The organism is Arthrobacter sp. D1-29, from assembly GCF_054130585.1.
The window spans coordinates 4,315,542-4,333,547 of sequence record NZ_CP096383.1; the positions used below are offsets into that span (position 1 = coordinate 4,315,542).

At 64.5% G+C, this 18,006-nt stretch carries 19 protein-coding genes; 9 read left to right on the forward strand and 10 right to left on the reverse strand.

The window, feature by feature from the left end; all coding sequences use genetic code 11:
• Positions 1–170 precede the first annotated feature (170 nt).
• From M1E17_RS19610 to M1E17_RS19625, 4 genes are all read left to right on the forward strand, one after another.
• Complete coding sequence (locus M1E17_RS19610; RefSeq protein WP_457963587.1) at positions 171–491, forward strand: DUF3040 domain-containing protein; 321 nt, start codon at positions 171–173, stop codon at positions 489–491.
• Positions 492–707: 216 nt separating this feature from the next.
• Positions 708–1,316 carry an RNA polymerase sigma factor gene (locus M1E17_RS19615; protein WP_457963588.1) on the forward strand — a complete coding sequence of 203 codons (609 nt, stop codon included), beginning with the start codon at positions 708–710 and terminating at the stop codon, positions 1,314–1,316.
• A complete protein-coding gene (locus M1E17_RS19620) occupies positions 1,313–2,113 on the forward strand; it encodes a peptidase M56 family protein (RefSeq protein ID WP_457963589.1) in 801 nt (266 codons plus the stop codon). The genes M1E17_RS19615 and M1E17_RS19620 overlap by 4 nt, the downstream gene beginning before the upstream one ends.
• A 52-nt stretch (positions 2,114–2,165) precedes the next feature.
• Positions 2,166–2,699: a hypothetical protein gene (locus M1E17_RS19625; protein ID WP_457963590.1), complete on the forward strand. Its 534-nt coding sequence runs from the start codon at positions 2,166–2,168 to the stop codon at positions 2,697–2,699.
• 211 nt (positions 2,700–2,910) lie between these two features.
• Here the strand turns inward: M1E17_RS19625 and M1E17_RS19630 are convergent, their stop codons facing one another.
• The 8 genes from M1E17_RS19630 to M1E17_RS19665 all read right to left on the reverse strand — a co-directional run bounded on the left by M1E17_RS19630 (position 2,911) and on the right by M1E17_RS19665 (position 11,232).
• Positions 2,911–3,441, reverse strand: a complete 531-nt coding sequence (locus M1E17_RS19630) for a gluconokinase (RefSeq protein WP_457963591.1) — start codon at positions 3,439–3,441, stop codon at positions 2,911–2,913.
• Positions 3,438–4,586 carry an L-idonate 5-dehydrogenase gene (locus M1E17_RS19635; protein ID WP_457963592.1) on the reverse strand — a complete coding sequence of 383 codons (1,149 nt, stop codon included), beginning with the start codon at positions 4,584–4,586 and terminating at the stop codon, positions 3,438–3,440. The genes M1E17_RS19630 and M1E17_RS19635 overlap by 4 nt, the downstream gene beginning before the upstream one ends.
• Positions 4,586–5,356 carry an SDR family oxidoreductase gene (locus M1E17_RS19640; protein WP_457963593.1) on the reverse strand — a complete coding sequence of 257 codons (771 nt, stop codon included), beginning with the start codon at positions 5,354–5,356 and terminating at the stop codon, positions 4,586–4,588. The genes M1E17_RS19635 and M1E17_RS19640 overlap by 1 nt, the downstream gene beginning before the upstream one ends.
• Positions 5,353–6,357, reverse strand: a complete 1,005-nt coding sequence (locus M1E17_RS19645) for an NAD(P)-dependent oxidoreductase (protein WP_457967850.1) — start codon at positions 6,355–6,357, stop codon at positions 5,353–5,355. The genes M1E17_RS19640 and M1E17_RS19645 overlap by 4 nt, the downstream gene beginning before the upstream one ends.
• 105 nt (positions 6,358–6,462) lie before the next feature.
• Positions 6,463–7,608, reverse strand: coding sequence for a substrate-binding domain-containing protein (locus tag M1E17_RS19650; RefSeq protein ID WP_457963594.1), 1,146 nt, complete (start codon positions 7,606–7,608; stop codon positions 6,463–6,465).
• 72 nt (positions 7,609–7,680) lie between these two features.
• On the reverse strand, positions 7,681–8,787 hold the full coding sequence (locus M1E17_RS19655; protein WP_457963595.1) for an ABC transporter permease: 1,107 nt from the start codon (positions 8,785–8,787) through the stop codon (positions 7,681–7,683).
• Positions 8,788–8,794: 7 nt separating this feature from the next.
• Positions 8,795–10,300, reverse strand: coding sequence for a sugar ABC transporter ATP-binding protein (locus M1E17_RS19660; RefSeq protein WP_457963596.1), 1,506 nt, complete (start codon positions 10,298–10,300; stop codon positions 8,795–8,797).
• 131 nt (positions 10,301–10,431) lie between these two features.
• Positions 10,432–11,232 carry an IclR family transcriptional regulator gene (locus M1E17_RS19665; protein ID WP_457963597.1) on the reverse strand — a complete coding sequence of 267 codons (801 nt, stop codon included), beginning with the start codon at positions 11,230–11,232 and terminating at the stop codon, positions 10,432–10,434.
• 179 nt (positions 11,233–11,411) lie between these two features.
• On the opposite strand from M1E17_RS19665, the gene M1E17_RS19670 reads away from it, so the two are divergent.
• The 5 genes from M1E17_RS19670 (at position 11,412) to M1E17_RS19690 (ending at position 15,497) form a co-directional block, all read left to right on the forward strand.
• Positions 11,412–12,380, forward strand: a complete 969-nt coding sequence (locus M1E17_RS19670) for a cyclase family protein (protein ID WP_457963598.1) — start codon at positions 11,412–11,414, stop codon at positions 12,378–12,380.
• Complete coding sequence (locus tag M1E17_RS19675) at positions 12,380–13,402, forward strand: NAD(P)-dependent oxidoreductase (RefSeq protein WP_457963599.1); 1,023 nt, start codon at positions 12,380–12,382, stop codon at positions 13,400–13,402. Before M1E17_RS19670 ends, M1E17_RS19675 begins: the two co-directional genes overlap by 1 nt.
• Positions 13,403–13,450: 48 nt before the next feature.
• Positions 13,451–14,188: a fumarylacetoacetate hydrolase family protein gene (locus M1E17_RS19680; RefSeq protein ID WP_457963600.1), complete on the forward strand. Its 738-nt coding sequence runs from the start codon at positions 13,451–13,453 to the stop codon at positions 14,186–14,188.
• Between the two features lie 172 nt (positions 14,189–14,360).
• The gene (locus M1E17_RS19685) at positions 14,361–14,558 is read left to right on the forward strand and encodes a hypothetical protein (RefSeq protein WP_457963601.1); all 198 of its coding nucleotides are present in this window, start codon (positions 14,361–14,363) and stop codon (positions 14,556–14,558) included.
• 102 nt (positions 14,559–14,660) lie between these two features.
• Positions 14,661–15,497, forward strand: a complete 837-nt coding sequence (locus tag M1E17_RS19690) for an alpha/beta fold hydrolase (RefSeq protein WP_457963602.1) — start codon at positions 14,661–14,663, stop codon at positions 15,495–15,497.
• Positions 15,498–15,602: 105 nt separating this feature from the next.
• Here M1E17_RS19690 and M1E17_RS19695 read toward each other — a convergent pair whose 3' ends face one another.
• Both M1E17_RS19695 and M1E17_RS19700 read right to left on the reverse strand, forming a co-directional pair.
• The gene (locus M1E17_RS19695; RefSeq protein ID WP_457963603.1) at positions 15,603–16,772 is read right to left on the reverse strand and encodes a fatty acid desaturase family protein; all 1,170 of its coding nucleotides are present in this window, start codon (positions 16,770–16,772) and stop codon (positions 15,603–15,605) included.
• 13 nt (positions 16,773–16,785) lie between these two features.
• Positions 16,786–17,883 carry a ferredoxin reductase gene (locus M1E17_RS19700; protein ID WP_457963604.1) on the reverse strand — a complete coding sequence of 366 codons (1,098 nt, stop codon included), beginning with the start codon at positions 17,881–17,883 and terminating at the stop codon, positions 16,786–16,788.
• Between the last annotated feature and the right edge of the window lie 123 nt (positions 17,884–18,006).

Below are 18,006 nucleotides of genomic sequence, written 5' to 3' on the forward strand. Positions count from 1 at the left end.
GGCCCGCCGGGCTGACGTGCGTGCCTCCCTCACGAGGTGCCGGCCGCCAGTGGCATCACAAAGGAGTTAAGAATGGCCGGGCAGCCGTTGCGACTCAATAACACCCGTTGTTCGGCGTGCGGAAGCTGCCTAGCGTGATTATTGACGCCACAGCAGGAAAGGCGAAAAGGATGCCTCTGTCCGACGACGAGCGCAGGCGCCTCGAAGCGCTTGAGGAACAGCTGAGCGAAGACGATCCGCGCCTGGCGCGCAACCTGGGAGACGCGCGCCCGGACCGCAAAACCCAACGCCGGAAAAGCTTCGCCGTTCTGGCGATACTGGCCGGCCTCGCGCTTGTCATCACAGGGATCGCCATGCAGATGCCCGTCATCGGGGCAGCGGGTTTTGCCCTCCAATGCGCAGGAGCGTACTGGTTTTCGGCCACGCTGGGCCTGTTTGACGGGTACAGCAGTTTGCATTTCGGGGCCAGGAATGGCAAAGGGGCCACCTGATGGAGCTTGCTACCCGGTAGGGAAAAGCTGGAGCCCCGTCCAGGCCCATTGACGCGCCTCCAGAATAAGCGCCGCCGTTCACCTTCTCGCCGCACTGCACCGGCCGCGCATTCTACCGACGCCGGGCGCCTGCTCCGGCTTGGTCAAAACAGCCACGGACGTCACGATTTTTTCGGATTGGTGAAACCTTTTGGGCTTTGCCGGACACTAAAAGGCATGGGGAACAGAGGAGACAGCGAAGAGGGGTTGTGGCACCAGAGCCTTCTGGGCCAGGGCGATGCCTTTGGCGCCCTGTATGACCGGCATCGGGACAGGGTCTTCCGGCACGCTTACCGGCTCTGCGGGAACCACCACGACGCTGAAGACATCATGGCTGCCTCCTTCCTTGAGCTCTGGCGGCGGCGAAAGCAGGTCCGGGTCGTGGACGGGTCCATCCTTCCGTGGCTGCTGGTGACAGCCACGAACATGGCACGCAACAGCACCCGCGCGGTACGGCGCTACCAACGCCTGCTGAACGCCCTTCCCCGAACCGAGGACCTGAGCGACCCAACAGCAGATTCTTACCGCTCTTACCAGGACGCTCTTGACCAGGACCTTGCACGGGCTCTGGCCACACTAACTGCCGAGGACCTGCACCTGGTCACCCTGGTGGTGTTCGAGGAGCACACCATCGTTGCTGCCGCCGCTGTCCTGAATCTGACGCCTGCCGCTGCGAAGTCACGGATCCACCGGGCCCGTCAGCGGCTCAGAGCCGCCCTTGAACCTGGTACATCAACCAACCCGACCACCGCTCCAACCCCGGTGTTGGAAGGAGGACGGCCATGAATCAGCTCCACGTCGATGATCGCTTCAGTGATGCCCTCCGGGCAGAACTGGTCTCCCAGGTCAAGAAGGAACAACCAGCCGCGAAGCGGAGCCGCACCAGGGTGTGGCTTGGTGCCGGCGCATTGGCCGGGGCGGGACTCCTTGGCGTTGGAGCGGCGGCGGCAGGGCTCTTCCTCATCCCGGGAGGCGAAAAGGTGTCACCCTTGGCCTCGCCTGTGACCACCACCTATGCCGGCACAGCCACCGTTGAGCTGGGTACTCCTCCCGAGGGAACCACGGGGATTCAAATGGAACTTAGGTGCCTGACCCCTGGCTGGTTTGAGTTTCCCGACGGTGCCTCTAGCAGCTGCTCGGAGGAGGATGCTGCCAGCGACACACTGGGCTGGAGCGGCTACACCATCCCCCTCGCGCCCGGCCAGGACAGTGTCACGATCAAGGCCGGCCCGGAGGCCCGCTGGCAGCTTACCGCCGAGTATGTAAAGCAGGAACGGACCCCTCTGGGTGTCAACGCCAAGGGTGAAACCTACGGCGTCGAAAGCCAGGAGAACGGAACCCCCGACCTGATCGCTGTGATGGCCACCAACGGGCAATCCGGGTACGCATACGCCAGTGACCTGTACGGCGGCCCCATGCCCACCAGCCCGGAAGACGCCGTGAAGAACTTCAGCACCCCGCGCCCTCACCGCGAGGTCCCTGTCTTTTTGAGCGATGGTGAAACCCCCGTCGGCGTCTTCATGGCCGCCGGCTCTGGCGGAGGGATACCCTCCTATCCAACGCGAAGTGCCCCGCCAGGGTGAATCGATCATTCGCCGTGTCTCCTCCGGTCAGCGTCCGCTATGAGGGAGCACCATGAAACGCATGAGGTTGTGGCGATGCCTGATTCCATCCCTACTTCTCATCCTGCTGACATCGTGCGACGGCGGGGTGACGGGCGGACCGGGAACTGCAAAACCCAAGGCCAACGCCACCAGCACAATCCCTGGTTCCACCAGTAGCCCCGTTGCAGGCGGCGGTACCGTAGCGTGCGTTGACTGGGTCTGGTTCGAAACCCCTCAGAACCAATACGACAATGCCGCCGTAGCGCTCATCGGAAGATCTGTCAGCCAGGTCGGCGAGACCACGATTTACGGTTCCCAGGCCACCACCCACCTTGTTGAAGTCGAGCAGGTTCTCAAAGGGAACCCCGGAAACGGGAACCTGCGCATCTCGTCCATGCCCCAGACCTGCTCTGGGGGCGAGTCCTACCTGGACGGCGATCCGCTCGATACCGGTCAGAGAGTCATCATTTTTGCGACCAAGCAGGGCGGCGAGTGGTTCACCATGACACCAGCACAGGGAGTCTTGCCTTTCCCCCAAGGTTCAGAGCTGCCCTTTCACCAATGAGCCCGGCCTTTGACTGGTCGGCGGCGATGGATACTCGGAGTTCTGACAGGATATGACGAACGGCTCATGGGGCTGGTGGAGCTAGCCTTCCAGCAGTGCCAGCAGCGCGGCGGGGGTGGTGTTGTCCGTGACCAGTAGCTGCGCGCTACCCGTGCCCGGAGTTCGTCGTGCAGGTCCTCGTCAGCCCGGCCCCCGCCCGGTCAGACTGGGGTCAGTGCGGCGGAGGCGACGCGGACAGCCGAAGCGTGCTTCGAATGAGTTCCACGGCCTCCTCCACCGTCAGCTCGGCCGGAACCCGAATATGTGCCTCGTCGGCCTGGGGCGGTTCCAGCGTCGCCAGCTGCGATGCCAGCAGCGTGGCGGGCATAAACTCGTGCTCCCGGGTTTCGAGCCGGCGGGCGATGATTTCCGCGGCTCCGTCAATGTAAACCAGGAGCAGATCCGGCACATGGCTTCGGAGCAGGTCCCGGTAGGACCGCTTGAGGGCGGAGCAGGCCACCACGCTGGCGTGGCCCTCACTCACCCCCTTGGCGATGGCTGACCCGACCACCCCAAGCCACGGGATTCTGTCCTCATCGGTCAGCGGAGTACCGGCTGCCATCAGGGCCTTGTTCGAGGCCGGGTGAAGATCATCGGCGTCTATGAAGGGGACGCCCAGGCTTTCGCCCAGGGCTTTCCCGAGGACGCTTTTGCCGCTTCCCGAAACACCCATCACCACCATGGGCCGGAGTGCCCCGGTCATGGCTTACCCCCGCCCAGGGCGGAGGCCTGCGGGGCCTGCTGCTGATCGGATGGTGCAAAGCTGAGCAGCACTTTGCCGGACTCGGCGGAATTCCTGGCCGTTTCAAATGCTTCAAGGCCGCGTTCCAGGGGGAAGACGTGCGTGACCACCGGGTCCACCACCAGGGAGCCGTCCGCGAGTGCCGCGATGACGTCGTCGATCTCGTCATTGAACCGGAACGATCCCAGCAGCTCCAGCTCGCGGGTGATGGCAAGGGAAATCAGGACCGGCTGCGGCCCGGTCGGCAGGAGGCCAACCATCACCACCTTCCCTCCGCGGACCGCACCTTTGATGGCAGATGCCAGGCCGTGGTGGCTGCCGGAGGATTCAATGACGACGTCGGCCTGGACCGCTTCGATCGCCTCCACCGCTCCGGCGTCCAACACCTCATCGGCGCCCACCGCCTCGGCGATCTCCAACGGTTTCCTGTGCATGTCGACCGCCACGATGCGGGCTGCGCCGGCCCGCTTCAGCACAGCCACGGCCAGTGCGCCGATGGGTCCGCTGCCGATCACCAAGGCAGTCTTGCCGCGGACGTCGCCGGCGCGGGACACCGCGTGCCAGGCCACGCTTGCGGGTTCAATCAGCGCGGCCGTCTTCAGGTCCAGGCTGTCCGGCAGGACGCGCAGCATCCGGGACGGAAGGTTGGCGTAGCGGCTGAAGGCCCCGTCAGTGTGCGGGAACCGTGCAGCACTGCCCAGGTACGTGCAGCCCGGCGACAGGTTGGGCCGGTCTTCGGGATACTTGACGACGCCGGGGCCGGCTACCGGCCCCGGCGTCGCAGGATGCACGGCAACGGCGGAGCCCTCTGCTGGACCTGATCCGTCTGCCGCCGCGCGGGCCACCACACCCACTATTTCGTGCCCCAGCACCATGGGTGCCTTCAGCACCGACTCCCCGGCCGCACCGTGCAGCCAGTAGTGCAAATCGGAGCCGCAGATGCCGCCATACTCTATTTCGACGACAGCCTGGTCCGGGTGTGGTGAAGTCAAAGGAATGTTCTCAATCCGGAGGTCCCCGGCGGCGTGGGCCACCACGGCGGGACCTGATGCAGGCAGCGGTGCTTGGAGAAGCCCGGCTGAGGGAAGCTGTACCGGAGTCGCCATCAGACCACCACCGTCATTCCGCCGTCGATGAAAATGGTCTGACCGTTCACAAAGTTTGAGCCATCCGACGCCAGCCACACCGCGGGGCCGGCAAGGTCCTGGACGGTCCCCCACCTGTTCGCCGGGGTCCGGCCCAAAATCCACGAATTGAACTGCTCGTCGTCCACCAGGTTCTGCGTCATTTCGGTGTGGATGTAGCCCGGAGCTATGCCGTTGATCTGCAAACCCGAGGCAGCCCACTCGGCTGTCATGGCACGTGTCAGGTTCCGCAGCCCGCCCTTCGCTGCAACATACGGTGCAATGGTGGGCCGGGCCAGGTCTGCCTGGACGGAGCAGATGTTGATGATCTTCCCGTGCCCGCGCGGGATCATGAACCGCGCGGCTTCGCGTCCCACCAGAAAGGCGCTGGTGAGGTCCGTGCTGATGACCCGTTCCCAGTCCGCAACGTCAAGGTCCAGCATCGGCACCCGGTGCTGGATTCCCGCGTTGTTCACCAGGATTTCCAGCGGGCCAACATTCTCCTCGACCCAGGCCACGCCCCGGGCGGCCTCAACATCCTTCGTCACGTCAAAGGCGCAGCTGTGGATCCGGCCCGGCGCAAAATCCGCGGCGAGGGCAACTTCGGCTGCCTTGAGACGCTCGGCGTTTATACCGTTCAGCACCACCGTGGCTCCGGCATCCGCCAAAGCGCGGGCCAGGGCGTTGCCTATCCCCCGGCTCGAACCTGTCACCAGGGCAATCCGCCCTGTCAGGTCAAAAAGTGAACTCATGGTGTGGTCTCCTGAACGGTAGCTGTCATGCGGGCGGCCGCAGCGGGCGCTGACGCCGCGTCAACTGCGGCGTCAGGTGCGGCGGAGGCGCTGAGGTTGGCAATGGTTTGCCGCACCACGGCCAGGTCCAGATCGCCCAGGCCCTGGTCCTTCAGTTCCCCGTACAGTCCGACGGCGGCTGTCGCCATCGGCACGGACGCCCCCACAGCGGCGGCACTTGCCAGCACAAAGGAAAGATCCTTGTGCATAAACTTTGCCGGTCCGGTGGGCGCGTAGTCCTTCGCGGCGAGGCGGGGGCCCACAAAGTCCAGCACCCGGCTGCCCGCGAGGCCGCCCGAAAGCACCTCAAAGAGCGCTGCAACGTCCATGCCAGAGTGTTCGGCGAGTTCTGCCGCCTCGGCGAGCGCCGCCGTCGTGGTTCCCACAATCAACTGGTTGCACGCCTTGGCGAGGGACCCCGAGCCCAGCCCGCCCAGCCGCCGGACCGTGGTGCCCATCGCCTCCAGCACTGGCCGGAGGCGCAGGAAATGTTCGGCCGGGCCGCCGGCCATAATGGCCAGGGTTCCAAGCCGCGCACCTTCCGTGCCGCCGCTGACCGGTGCGTCCAGCACCGTGGCGTTCCCGCCGCTGGCCTCCGCAACGGCAAGGCCGAAGGCCCTGACGCCGACGGGGGAAACACTGCTCATCACTACCACCACGGTTCCCGGCGCCGGCGGGACCAGCCGCCATTCATCGAGGAGAGGTGACGCCGCGTCCTCGATGAAGGACAGATCCGGGAGCATAAAGATGATCACCGGCTGGTCCCGAAGGGCTGCGACGTCTGGCGCCCGGGTTCCGCCGAGCAGCACAAAGTGGTCCACTGCTTCCGGGGACCGGTTCCAGGCCGAGACCGCCCACCCGGCTTTCAGCAGATTGGCGGCCATGGGGGCACCCATCAGCCCCAGCCCGACGAAGCCGGCACTGAGTGGTGTGCCGTTCAAGGCCGTGGCCTTGCTGTCCATCGGGCCAGGGGCCTGGGGGTTGTTAGTGTTGTGCAATTTCCAACCTTGGTTCTCGGACCGGGGCCCGTTTACTGGTGACCGAACTGTTTTCCCAGACTGCGGCGTTTACTTGCCCCAGATGGTGCGGTAAGCGTCCTGGTAACCTACTGGATCCCAGGCATCGGTGACAGTGGTGTTTTCTTTGGTGGAGACGTGGATCTGGGGGACGTAGCCGCTGGCGGGCTGATTGTTGAAGGCCCGGTTGAGTTCGTCCACGATCTGCCACCCCTCGGATTTCAACGGGGAGGGAACGGTGGCGGTCTGGTATTCGCCGGCCTTGATCCGCTGCAGCGCGGAGGAGTCGCCGTCGCCCGCGCCCACGTTGAACGGTGCTCCGCCGGCCTTCACACCGCCGGCGCGCAGGGCTGCCGCCGCGTTTTCGTAGTAGACGTCATTGATGGCCACGGAGTAGGTCCAGGCTTCGTTGTGCTTGCTCAGCAGGGAGGACACCTCCTGGGGCATCCTGGCGCTGACGTCGGACAGTGGTACGTTGTCGTATTCCAGCACCTTGATGCCGGCGCAGGTTTCCAGTTCCTTCTTGATCATCTGCGATTTGCCTTCGGCAAACGGGATGGAGGAGTCCGTGAAGATCACGACGCCGGCATTGCCGTTCGATTTCGCGATCACGTAATCGGCGCTGATTTTGGCGACGTCCTCCACCTTGGTGGTGATGTTGGTGAACAGCAGCGGGTCGGTGCTGGGACCCGGCGTCGAGAGTGCCTGCCAGGCGGCCAGCGGAATGTTGGCGGCGTTGGCCTCGGCTACCTGGGCGGCGGTGGTTTTGGGATCAAAACCGCCGATCACAATGCCGTCGGGCTTGGTGGTGAGGGCCTGGCTGAATGCGCTCTGGATCCCGGCCGGCGTGCCGAGCCCGTCGATGACCTTGACGTTCCAGCCGATAGCCGCGGCAGCTTCCTGCAGGCCCTTCGCCACGCCTGCCACACCAGGGTTGGTCATGGACTGGGCCACGTACACCAGGGTCTTTCCCGCCACAGCCTTGGGGCCCGTGGTGGGCCCGTCCCAGGGCGTATCCGTCTTCGATGCCGCGTCAACGGCCTTCTGGGCCGTGGCAACCACGTCGGCACAGCCGCTGTCCCCCGCGGCAGTTGAGCCCGCCGAGGCGGATTCGGAGGAACCGCTGGTGCAGGCAGTGAGCCCCAGGGCCATAATGGCGCCGGCCGCGAGCAGCAGTCGGGGAGCGGTTTGGTTCATGGTGGTGCCTTTCAGTCATGGGGAGAGTGCATGGGGTGCTGCGGGGAGATAGTGCTGGGGTGGTGCTGGTGGTCAGGAAGCGGTGGTGGCCGGGGCCGGCGGAAGTGCGGCCGTACTGGCCGGTCCGGCGGGAGCCGAAGGTCCGGCGTCGTCCGCCTTGGGCAGGGTGGGCGGCGGGGCGGCGACAGCTCCCGCCCGGAGCTTGCGCCGGGCTGAGTAGCCGGCCAGGCCGACGGCGATCAGCAGCGTGACGCCGTTGAAGAGCGGAGTGACCCAGAACTGGGCGCCCAGCTGCGAGATGCCGGCCAGGCCGATCGCCAGGGTGATAACAGCAACCAGGGTGCCGATGACGTTGGCCCGTCCGGGCTTGATGGCGGTGGCTCCCAGCAGCGCCCCGACGAACGCCGGCAGCAGGTAGTCCATGCCGACGCTGGGGTTTCCGATCTGCTGCTGCGAGGCGAGCAGGACCCCTGCCACGCCGGTGACTACTGCGGAGAACGCGAAGGCGTAGATGGAGTACCGCTTGGTGGGGATGCCCATCAGGGCAGCTGCCCGCGGGTTGGAACCCAGCACGTAGAAGTAGCGGCCCAGCGGCAGCCGTTCGAAGAGGATCCAGAGGATCACGGCGACGATCAGCAGGTACACGGCAACGATCGGCACTCCGGCGATCTTGGAATCGTAGAGGTCCTTGAAGGAGACCGGGAGGCCGCCGTCACCCGGCACCACCCGGGCACCGTTGGTGATGGCTCCGGTGATGGCGTACAGCACGGTTCCCGTTCCCAGGGTGGCAACAAAGGAGTCGATCTGTCCGAATTCCACCAGTAGCCCGTTGATCACTCCCACCAGTGCCATGACCGCGATGGCCACGAGGGCGGCGATGCCCCAGGGCATGTTGCCATCCACGATGAGCTTAAGGACGATGACGTGGGAAAGCCCGAGGCCGTAACCGATGGAGAGATCGAACTTTCCCGTGGCGATCGGGATCATGGCGCCCAGCGCCAGCAGCGCGGGAATCGCCTGGTTGCTGAGGATGGCGTTGAAGTTGCGGCCGGAGAGGAAGGTCTGCGGCAGGATCAGGGCAAATACCGCGAACAGCACCACCAGGATCAGGACGAGTCCGTAGGGCCCGAGGAGGTGCGCCGCGCCGCCGCGCCGGCGGTTGGTGTTTAGCTGGGTCATGTGAGGATTACTCCGAAGTGAGAGCAGCACCGGAGGCCGCCGCAGTGAGGTTTGAAATGGTCAGGTCAGCGCCGGAGAGCTCCGCGGTGACGGTTCCCTGGACAAAAACGAGTGCACGGTGGCAGACGTTGGCGACTTCCTCGAAGTCGGTTGAGATCATCAGGACGGCAAGGCCTGCAGCCAGCGACTCTTCCAGCAGTGTGTAGATGTCTGCCTTGGCGCCGACATCCACTCCGGCGGTGGGCTCCTCGAGGATGATGAGCTTCCTGCGCGTGCTGAGCCACCGGCCGATCATGATCTTCTGCTGGTTGCCGCCGGACAGCGTGGCAATGGCCACTTCCGTCAGGGCAGGCCGGACGCCGTACCGCTCCACGAGCTCCGCTGCCAGCTGGCGTTCCTTGCGGGGGCTGGTCCAGGCGAAGGGGTTCCTGGAGCGGATCCTCGGGTTGGGCAGGAAGTTCTCCCGGAGCGACAGTTCGGGAGCGCAGCCCTCTTCCATCCTGTTGCTGGTGACAAATCCGACGCCGGCATCCACGGCCTCCGCCGGCGTCCTCGGCTGGAAGTCTCTTGAGTCGAGCAGGACGCTGCCGGAGGTCATCCTGTGCGCCCCGGCCAGTGCTCGTCCCAGCTCCATGTGCCCAGCGCCGGTGAGCCCCACCATTCCCACAACTTCGCCGGCACGGACCGAGAAGGAGCTGGCCCTTGTCTGCGAGGTGGTCAGTTCGTTGACTTCCAGGCGTACCGTTTGTTGCTGGATACCGCTCCCGGACGTATAGCTGACGGGTTTGTGGCCCACGATGTCCAGCACAAGTTCGCGCGGGGACTTCTCGGCGATTGGACCGCTGTGGATGAGCCGGCCATCGCGCAACACCGTGACGGTGTCCGAGATCGCGAAGACTTCGTCCAGGCGGTGGCTGACGTACAGGAGGCCCTGCCCGTTGCTCCGCAGCTTCTCCAGCACATCAAAGAGACGGCGGGAATCCGCGGCCGGAAGGCTCGCCGTTGGTTCGTCCAGGACGATCACCGAGGCGTTGGAGGCCAGCGCCCGGGCAATGGCGACGAGGGATTTGTCTGCCCTGGTCAGTTCGGAAACGTACCGGTCCGGCTCGAGGTGCGAGGCCACGGTCTGCAGTGCCTTCGCGGCGCTGTCACGCACCTGGCGCCAGGAGATGAAACCGCCCCTGAGTCCGAAGCCCGTGCCCAAGGCAATGTTCTCGGCGATGGTCATGGAGTCCACCAGCCCAAGGTCCTGGTGGATAAAGGCCATGCTGGAGCTGGCTTCCGGCGTTCCCAGCGGATGGCCCGCCACCGTGATGCTGCCGCTGGTGGGGGTGTAGAGCCCTGAGAGGATCTTGATCAGGGTGGACTTGCCTGCGCCGTTCTGGCCAAGCAAGGCGTGGATGCTGCCGGCCTCCAGCGTGAGGTTGACGTCCTGCAGGGCCGCATTGACGCCAAAGCGTTTGGATAACTGGTCGATCTGAATCAGCGGCATCGCGGGAGGGTTGAGTCCCATGTTCGCTCCTTGCAGCCCCAGTGCTGCCTAAATTTCTGGGTGGTCACCTATGACCTGCTGACCAATATCTTGTACTAAGACCAACATATTGGTCAAGACATGATCAGAAAGTGGTTCCCCGGAGAACGCGCTCAGAGCGAGTGGGCACTCAAGGGATTGGCGAGTGCGCGCGCAATATGCTGCAACTCGCCAACGATTTCGGCATGATCCAGCTCATCAGCACGGGCCTTGAGCAGGGTGGCACTGATGGCAAACTGCGCTGGCTGGCCCGGGAGATTCACCACTGGCACCGCAAAGCAGACGACGCCGATGTTGGTTTCCTCGTCATCCATGAAGTAGCCGCGCTGCCTGGACGTCTGAAGCTCCCCCATCAGGTCCGTCAGGCTGGTTAAGGATTTGGGCGTGAACGGCACAAAGGTCTTGCCGCGGTACCGGTCTTCCACCACGGCGTCCGGAAGGGTAGCGAGTACCGCCTTGCCCGTGGCGGTGACGTGGGCCGGAAACCGGTCGCCGATGTTGGCGGTGAGTCGGATGGGATTAGTCCCCTCATAGCGGGCCAGATAGAGGACATCGGTGCCGTCCAGCAGTGCAAGGCGAGCGGCTTCGCGGGATATCAGCCGGGAGCGGCGGCACAACGCATAGAACTCGGCCAGCTGGTCGGCGGAGCGGAGGTAGTCTCCGGCCAGCGAAAGGATCCGTCGCCCCAGGGTCAGGCGGCCGTCCGAGCGCCTGAGCATACCCTCGCCTTCAAGGGCTGCGCAAATGTTGGCGGTGGAAGACTTGGCGAGGTTCATTGACTTTGCCAGCTCCGGAACGCTGGCGCCCGCCTGCCCGGCGGCGGCGACCAGTTCCAGAATGGCCATCCCGCGGGTGATCGCCGGAACTGAGCTCTGCCCGCTGACGCCCGCTTCTGTTGCCGTCTCTGCCGTCATGTTTTCCTGCCCCTATCCAAAATATTGACTTTCAGCCAGTATATTGGCTTATCATTGCGGAGTCACCCCCTCCCCGCCCTTCTGTGGGGACGGGTGGCACCTTGTGTGGCCGCCCGGGCGTTTTCGCCGGCGTCCAGCCCGGCAGTCCGGAATGGTTCCCAAATTTCAAGGAGTACACCGTGTGCGCGGAAGAAATCAGGCCTAGTCCACTTTACCCAGCCGAGGCCAGGAATGGGCCCCCTGTCAGCAAAGAGGCCTTTGAAGAGGTGTTCGAACAGGTGAAGACCTGGGGCACCTACCCGGACCCCTCTGCCGGGGCGTGGCAAACAGTCACCCCTGCTTCAATCGTGGAAGCGGCTTCCCTGGTCCGCAGCGGCCGGGTGGTTCCCACCGCCCTGCCCTGGAACACTGTCAGCGGGCCCTCCAACGCCAATCCTGCACTGCATTACATGACAGACCTGGGCGTGCGTGAGGCTCCGGAGCCGTCGTGCAACAAGGACTTCATCGGCGTCGACTACCACGGCAAGGCCGTCAGCCACTTGGATGCCCTGAGCCACATTGCCTACAAGGGACTCCTCTACGACGGGCAAACCTCGAAAGAGGTTGTTACCGCAACCGGGGCAGACTTCGGCTCGGTCAGCTCGCTTGGCTCGCTCGTCACGCCGGCCGTTTTGCTGGACTTCACCGTCCTGTTCGACGTTCCCTGGCTGGAACCCGGCACCGCCATCCATGCGGAGGACATCCTCGCTGCGGAGGCAAAGCTTGGCGTAAAGATCACAGCCGGCGACGCCGTCCTGATCCGGACAGGGCACTTCCGCCGCGCCCACGAGCTGGGCATCTGGGACTCCTCAGACCTGAGCGCAGGGCTGCACGTTGACTGCATGCCGCTGCTTGCCGAGCGCGGCATCAGCGTTTTGGGCGGCGACGGCGACTCGGACGTTCGCCCCTCCCCCACCCCGGGCATCCACTCGCCCATCCATATCCTGGCCATCACCGCGATGGGCCTGCCCCTCTTGGACAACCTCGACCTCGAAGCACTCGGCGCGGCCTGCGCCGAAGAGGACCGCTACCGGTTCATGTTCGTTGTTGCACCCCTCAACATTCCCCGCGGCACAGGTTCGCCCGTAAACCCCTTGGCGGTCTTCTAATGACGTTCACAGTAGGAATTTCCCCCGATTTTCTCGACACCGCCGGCAATAACGTCTGGGGCGACATCGGTCTGACGGGCCTCGACGAGGCCGGGATCGGGTGGGAGTACATGAAGGACAAGGCCCAGGCGCTCACGCCGGACCAGATGGAACAGTACGATGCCATCCTCTACGCCGCGCCCGCCGTCACCGCTGACTCCTTTGCCGGCGTCGCCAATCCTCCGCTGATCCTGGCCCGGTTCGGCGTCGGCTATGACGCCGTGGACCTCACCGCCTGCACCGCAGCAGGGACCGTTGCCACCATCACCCCCGACGGCGCCCGCGGCCCCGTGGCCACTGCCACCCTGTCGATGCTCCTGTCAGTTCTTCATCACACGGTGACGAAGGACCGGCTGGTGCGGGACCAGCGCTGGGATCTGCGGGAGAACTTCATGGGCACAGGCCTGACGGGAAAGACGATCGGCCTTCTCGGCGTCGGGAATACCGGAGGTGAACTGGTCCGCCTGCTCGCCCCGTTTGGCGTCCGCTGTGTTGGCTACGATCCCTTCTGCCCGCCGGAGCGGGCCGCCGAACTCGGCGTTGAACTGATGGAACTCGAGGACGTGGCGGGCTGCTGCGACGCGCTGATTGTCATGGCCGTCCTGACGGACCAGACCCGGCATATCGTAGACGCCGGCATCCTGGACCGGATGAAGCCCACCGCCGTTGTCATAAATATGGCGCGCGGACCCATCATCAACGAGCCTGACCTCATTGCTGCGCTGGAGAGCGGATGCATTGCAGGGGCCGGGCTGGACGTCTTCGAAGAAGAACCCGTCAAAAATGCGCTCCTTGGCCTGGCCAACGTCACGTTGTCGCCGCACTGCCTGTCCTGGACGGACGAGATGTCCCTGGGTAACGGCGGTAGCTGCGTGCGCGCCATCGTGGATGTTGCCAACGGGCGCACCCCAACGTTTGTCATCAACCGGGAAGTACTGGATTCAGGGGCCTTTAAGGACCGGCTCAGCCTCCTGGCCCGCTAAGCTGTCCTGCCGCCCGATGAAACGACACGTACACCACGAGGAACCTCTTTGCGGATTGCACGAATAGCCACACCGGCAGGTCCGCAGCATGCCGTCCTACGCGACGGCCGCTGGGACCACATAGTGGACCTGTTTGCCTGGCCCTTGACCTTTACAGGGGCCTCAACCGCCGACGACGACGCCGTCTTCCTGGCGCCCGTCCGGCCGGCGGTGATTGTTGGCATTGCCCACAACCTCACCATCAACAACCATCCGCTGCCCATCCAGGCGTGGCTCAAATCGGTCCACACGCTCGCGGATCCGGACGCTCCGATCGTGGCCGCACGCGCGCGGGGCACGGTGAACGTTGAGGGGGAACTCGCCGTCGTCATCAGAAAGACCTCCACGGCGCTGACCGCGGAGAACGCGCTGGAACACATCCTCGGGTTTACCTGCGTCAACGACGTCACCAATGTGGACCAGGGTGCGGTGGACGAGCGCAACTTCCAGGGCAAGGCCGGCGTCAACTACACGCCGCTTGGCCCCTGGATTGAGACCGACATTCCGGATCCCGGCCTGGTGGGGATTGATGTGATTGTCAACGGCGAAGTAAAGGCGAAGTCGGGCTCGTTCAACCTGCCGTCGTCGGTGGTGGACTGCCTCATCTACGTGACATCATGGCTGACCCTCGAGCCCGGAGACGTGGTGATGACCGGCGCTCCTGGCACGGCGGTCGCCGTCGAGCCAGGTGACCGGGTGGACATCGACCTGGGCGGCATCGGAAGGCTTTCCAACACGGTCGCCTAAACGCCTCCCAACGGGATGCGCTATCACTTGTAGTCCTTATCAGCCCTGGGAAAGGACCATACGTGATAGAGCATCCAGGGTGCCAAATGTGAGAGAGCGGGCGGCCTGTGACGATTCCGGTTAACGGCGCATAATTGAATCCACAGGCGGCGGCCTGTCAGAGGAGGACACCATGCGGATTCTCGGAGCGCTCATTGTTATCTGGCTGATCATCGGAGGCATCGCCGCCTGGCAGCGAGGATACTTCGGTGGAGCAGGCACCACCTGCGCGGAGATCGGCACCGTGGCGGTGACTATCGTCGCCGGACCCCTGAATTACATGGGAGCCAACCCGCAGATTCAATGTGAGCTGCCCCAGCCGTCGCAGTAGCTGTCGGGTGTCCTGCCGGCGATCCTTGCCTAGAGTAGGAAGTGCCGGGTGCGGCCACGTCCGCACCCGAATCGATCCTCCAGTCTCGAAAGGACCGCCGCGATGGCTTTCATCACCGTTGGAACCGAAAACAGCACTGACATCGAGCTCTACTTTGAAGACCACGGCACGGGCCAGCCGGTGGTCCTGATCCACGGCTACCCTTTGGACGGTTCATCCTGGGAGAAACAGACTGCCGCGCTCCTGGACGCCGGTTACCGCGTCATCACCTATGACCGGCGCGGGTTTGGCAAGTCCAGCAAGACGACGGCGGGCTATGACTACGACACCTTCGCCGCTGACCTTAATACCCTTCTCACCACCCTGGACCTGAACGACGCCGTATTGGTCGGCTTCTCCATGGGCACCGGCGAGGTTGCCCGCTACCTGAGCACCTATGGTTCAGCGCGGGTGGCAAAGGCCGCCTTCCTGGGATCACTGGAACCGTTCCTGCTGCAGACGGAAGACAACCCCGACGGCGTTCCGCAGTCCGTGTTTGACGGGCTCACCGAGGCCGTCACCACCGACCGCTACGCGTTCTTCACCGAGTTCTTCAAGAACTTCTACAACACCGATACGTTCCTGGGCACGCCGCGGCTCAGCCAGGAGGCACTGAGCGCCAGCTGGAACCTCGCGGCAGCCGCCGGAGCCACCGCCTCCGTGGAAGCCCAGCCCACGTGGCTCACTGACTTCCGCGCGGACATTCCCAACATTAAGGTTCCGGCGCTGATCCTGCACGGTACGGCGGATAACATCCTGCCCATCGACTCCACCGGGCGGCTCTTCGCCAAGGCCCTTGCGAGCGCTGAATATGTGGAGATCGACGGCGCGCCGCACGGCCTGCTGTGGACCCACGCCGCTGAGGTCAACGAGGCGCTGCTGCGCTTCCTCGCCAAATAGCATTTATTTAGCAGGCAAGCCGGCGAAGATGCATCCGGCGAAACAGCAGAGGGGCCCGGTTCACAAACCGGGTCCCTCTGCTGCTGGTGCGGAAACTGGTGCTTGTCAGGCCTGGGCGGTCTTGCCGGGCAGTGCCAGCTTGAAAACCTTGGCCCAGGAGGATCCAACCTGCTTCAGCAGCGGGCCGGTGGTGTACTTCAGGCCGTAGCGCTGGCAGATTTCACGAACCCGCGGCGCCACCTCGGCGTACCGGTTGGACGGCAGATCGGGGAAGAGGTGGTGCTCGATCTGGTGTGAGAGATTGCCCGTCATCAGGTGCATGAACCGGGAACCAGAGATGTTGGCTGAACCGATCATCTGGCGGACGTACCAGTCGCCGCGCGTTTCGCCTTCCACCATTTCCTCGGTAAAGGTGTCCGTGCCCTCCGGGAAATGGCCGCAGAAAATGACGGCGTGGGCCCATACGTTGCGGACAGCGTTGGCAGCCAAGGTTCCATAGAGTGCCTGCTTGCCCGATCCTGTGAGCATTGCCACGGCGGGCGTGGCCGCATAATCCTTCGTGAACTGCGTGATCACCTTTCGGCCCAGGGCCTTGAGGTCCTTATGCAGTGCTTCCTTGGACTTGGTGCCTTCCTTGTACTCGGTCAACTCGAGATCGTAAATGGCAATGCCCCACTCGAACACCGGCGCCAGGATGGCATTGAACAGCGGGTTGGCCAGGTTGATGGGCTTCCACGGCTGGTTCTCGTCCATGCGCAGGAGGTTGTATCCGACGTCGTTGTCTTTGCCCACCACATTGGTCCAGCGGTGGTGCAGGTCATTATGGGTGTGCTGCCAGGAGCGCGACGGCGTGACGAAGTCCCATTCCCAGGTGGTGGAGTGGATGTCCGGATCCCGCATCCAGTCCCACTGGCCGTGCAGGATATTGTGGCCCAGCTCCATGTTTTCCAGGATCTTGGCCAGGCTCAGCAGCGTGGTGCCGGTGACCCAGGCGGCCTTGTTCTTGCTGACCAGCAGGGCCGCGCGGCCGGAAATCTCCAGCCCGCGCTGGATCTTGATCATGCGCCGGATGTAGGCGGCGTCCGAGGCTCCGCGCTTGGCCAGGATCTCGTCGCGGATGGCGTCGAGTTCGCGGCCCAGCTCAGCCACCTGTTCGTCTGTCAGGTGCGCCGCAGCGGGCGGGCGCACCGTGGGACTGCCGGACTCGGCCAACGCTCCGGGGCGTGTCCGTGTCCCGCTGGTCGAGGTTGCCTTGCTTGCTGAAATTACTGACATGCGGTGGTGCTCCTCAGAGTTCGAGGTTGACGGGTCCGGCGGCTGCCGAGACACACGTTTGGATCAGTTGGCCGGGTTCGCCGTGGACTTCGTTGGTACGCAGGTCCCGCACCTGTCCGGCCAGGAGGGGGGTCAGGCAGCTGTGGCAGATGCCCATCCGGCAGCCGCTGGGCATGAGTACCCCGGCGTCCTCGCCCACGTCCAAAAGCGGAGTATCGCCGTCGGCGTCCACTTCCCGGTCCGACGCTTCAAAGGTAACCAGGCCGCCGTCGTGCCCGACGCCGCCGGCGAAGGCGGTATTGAACCGTTCGATCATCAGGTTTCCCGGGTCGCCGGGGAGCACCACATCCGTGCCTGGGGCACCGGCGGTGAGCGCAGCCTGTTTCCAGAGCGCCTCGGCGTCGTCCAGGAAGCTGTCCGGGCCGCAGGCGTACGCCGAACGTTCCTTCCAGTCCGGGCAGATCTCCTCAAGCTCAGCGGTGGTGGTGAAATCCAGGCGGCCCTGCTGCCCCGTAAACCACTGGGCAAGCCGGAAGTTGGGGAACTGGTCCGCGAGTTCGGCCAGTTCTTCCCGGAAGAGGCTCTCGCCAGGGGTGCGCGCGGAGTGGATCAGTACGACGTCGGCATCCCGGCGGCGCGGTACCAGCGTACGGATCATGGACATCACCGGGGTGATGCCGCTGCCAGCGGTGACCATCAGCAGGGGCCGGGGGTGCTCGGGGAGGACAAAGTCGCCCTGCGGCGGGGCCAGGAACAGGACATCGCCTGGACGGGTGGTGCGGACCAGCGTTCCGGACACTGCACCGACGTCCGTGACGGTGATGGCAGGGTCTTTGCCTGCGGGGGCGCTGAGCGAGTAGGACCGCCAATGGCGGACCCCGTCCAGTTCGACGCCGATGCGCGCCCACTGGCCTGCCAAGTGGGCATGCCAGCCGCGGCCGGGACGGAAGAAGATGGTGGCCGAATGGGCCGTCTCCTGGACAACACGCGTCACCACGCCGCGGAGCTGCCGGGCGGAGAAGACTGGATTAAAGAGCGCAAGGATGTCTTCGGGCGCCAAGGGCGTGGTCAAAACAGAGGCCGCCTGGGCCAGCTGACGCAGCCGGATCATGCCGTTGTACCTAAAGCGGCGCGAGCCATATTTCTCTCTCCCGTCACATGACCGTTCCGCAGTCACGCTGTAATGGTGGACGCTAAGCCCCCCAAAGCCGCTATAAGCCTAACGGCTTCCATC

Excerpts from the sequence above, each read along its gene's own strand:
- M1E17_RS19610 (WP_457963587.1), top strand. The coding sequence starts at position 171 with ATGCCTCTGTCCGACGACGAGCGCAGGCGCCTCGAAGCGCTTGAGGAA.
- M1E17_RS19615 (WP_457963588.1), top strand. The coding sequence starts at position 708 with ATGGGGAACAGAGGAGACAGCGAAGAGGGGTTGTGGCACCAGAGCCTT.
- M1E17_RS19620 (WP_457963589.1), top strand. The coding sequence starts at position 1,313 with ATGAATCAGCTCCACGTCGATGATCGCTTCAGTGATGCCCTCCGGGCA.
- M1E17_RS19625 (WP_457963590.1), top strand. The coding sequence starts at position 2,166 with ATGAAACGCATGAGGTTGTGGCGATGCCTGATTCCATCCCTACTTCTC.
- M1E17_RS19630 (WP_457963591.1), bottom strand. The coding sequence starts at position 3,441 with ATGACCGGGGCACTCCGGCCCATGGTGGTGATGGGTGTTTCGGGAAGC.
- M1E17_RS19635 (WP_457963592.1), bottom strand. The coding sequence starts at position 4,586 with ATGGCGACTCCGGTACAGCTTCCCTCAGCCGGGCTTCTCCAAGCACCG.
- M1E17_RS19640 (WP_457963593.1), bottom strand. The coding sequence starts at position 5,356 with ATGAGTTCACTTTTTGACCTGACAGGGCGGATTGCCCTGGTGACAGGT.
- M1E17_RS19645 (WP_457967850.1), bottom strand. The coding sequence starts at position 6,357 with ATGGACAGCAAGGCCACGGCCTTGAACGGCACACCACTCAGTGCCGGC.
- M1E17_RS19650 (WP_457963594.1), bottom strand. The coding sequence starts at position 7,608 with ATGAACCAAACCGCTCCCCGACTGCTGCTCGCGGCCGGCGCCATTATG.
- M1E17_RS19655 (WP_457963595.1), bottom strand. The coding sequence starts at position 8,787 with ATGACCCAGCTAAACACCAACCGCCGGCGCGGCGGCGCGGCGCACCTC.
- M1E17_RS19660 (WP_457963596.1), bottom strand. The coding sequence starts at position 10,300 with ATGGGACTCAACCCTCCCGCGATGCCGCTGATTCAGATCGACCAGTTA.
- M1E17_RS19665 (WP_457963597.1), bottom strand. The coding sequence starts at position 11,232 with ATGACGGCAGAGACGGCAACAGAAGCGGGCGTCAGCGGGCAGAGCTCA.
- M1E17_RS19675 (WP_457963599.1), top strand. The coding sequence starts at position 12,380 with ATGACGTTCACAGTAGGAATTTCCCCCGATTTTCTCGACACCGCCGGC.
- M1E17_RS19685 (WP_457963601.1), top strand. The coding sequence starts at position 14,361 with ATGCGGATTCTCGGAGCGCTCATTGTTATCTGGCTGATCATCGGAGGC.
- M1E17_RS19690 (WP_457963602.1), top strand. The coding sequence starts at position 14,661 with ATGGCTTTCATCACCGTTGGAACCGAAAACAGCACTGACATCGAGCTC.
- M1E17_RS19695 (WP_457963603.1), bottom strand. The coding sequence starts at position 16,772 with ATGTCAGTAATTTCAGCAAGCAAGGCAACCTCGACCAGCGGGACACGG.
- M1E17_RS19700 (WP_457963604.1), bottom strand. The coding sequence starts at position 17,883 with ATGATCCGGCTGCGTCAGCTGGCCCAGGCGGCCTCTGTTTTGACCACG.